At 45.2% G+C, this 1,218-nt stretch carries 2 protein-coding genes; both read left to right on the forward strand.

All coding sequences use genetic code 11. From position 1 onward, the window contains the following. The coding region (locus NNO04_RS22415) for an SMI1/KNR4 family protein (protein ID WP_271446519.1) at positions 1 to 477 on the forward strand (477 nt) is incomplete at its 5' end. A 187-nt stretch (positions 478 to 664) separates the two neighbouring features. Further along, positions 665 to 1,218, forward strand: a 554-nt coding sequence (locus NNO04_RS22420; protein ID WP_442870764.1) for an RHS repeat-associated core domain-containing protein, incomplete at its 3' end; no start/stop codon positions are given.

Genomic DNA, 1,218 nt, shown 5'->3' on the forward strand with positions numbered 1-1,218 from the left:
CTATTAGGTGATCTTGAAAAAATAACTGGTACATTACCAAATGACTATCGTGAATTTCTATTTCATTTTGGTAGTAATGTGCAATTTGATGCTATGGTGTCATTCAAAAGCATTGTGCCATCCCCATGGGCGGACAAAAACGGGTTTGATGCGATTGAATACTTTTACGGATTGATTAATACAAATACAGGTTATACTGTTTTTGAAGCTATAAATACTTATAGGGATGATTTCAAAATGAAATTTGTCCCAATTGGTTTCTCATCTGGAGGAAACCAGATATGTCTTTGTTTGGACGAGAAAAGAAAAGGAAGTATATGGTTTTGGGATCATGAGACTGACCCTACGTTTGATCCGGAGAAAATTATTTTGGGGTTAACATTGATTGCATATGACTTCAAGAGCTTTATTGGAAAGCTTACAATAAATGAAGATTCTTCGCCTTCAAAAGCTATAGGGGGTTATCTGGATTTTTAATATTAAAGTCATTGATATAATATATCTGTCAACAATGCGTTTCGATATGTTGGGGATGGCGTACATCTCGTAAGAATTCATTACCAATCAAACTAACAGTGACGGAGCACAGTACCGGTTTGGTCGTACCCACCAGTAGTAGACACGGCACCACAAAACCCGCTTCCTCTGGCAGGGATACCGCCTGTTGCAGGAGCAGCACGACAGCGGGCAATGCAGCACATACCTTTACGACGCGAACGAAGCGTGGAGCCCGCTGGCGCGAATCGACCATCTGCACGACGATAAACAGGGGGAGATTTACTGGTTCAGCACTGACCTGAACGGCGCACCGCTGGAAGTCACCGACGTACGCGGCAACGTACGCTGGAGTGGTCATTACGGCAGCTTCGGTGAAGTACGGCATCAGACGGCAGGCTTCACCGGCGCGTTGCAGCACACCGCCCTCGCCCATCAGCCCCTGCGCTACACCGGGCAGTATGCAGACAGCGAAACCGGACTTCACTATAATCTGTTCCGCTACTACGACCCGCAGGTCGGACGGTTTATTGTTCAGGATCCGATTGGGTTAAACGGCGGGTGGAATCTTTATCAGTATGCGCCGAATCCGCTGGGGTGGATTGATCCTTGGGGGTTATCAAGTTGTAACGCTAAAGCCAGAGCGTATGAAGAAAAAATACAGAATATGTATGGTGGTAAGTTATCTCAATCATCAAGAGAATATAGTGCTATTGTCAATGG

Source organism: Citrobacter sp. Awk 4, assembly GCF_028069725.1.
GTDB lineage: Bacteria > Pseudomonadota > Gammaproteobacteria > Enterobacterales > Enterobacteriaceae > Citrobacter_D.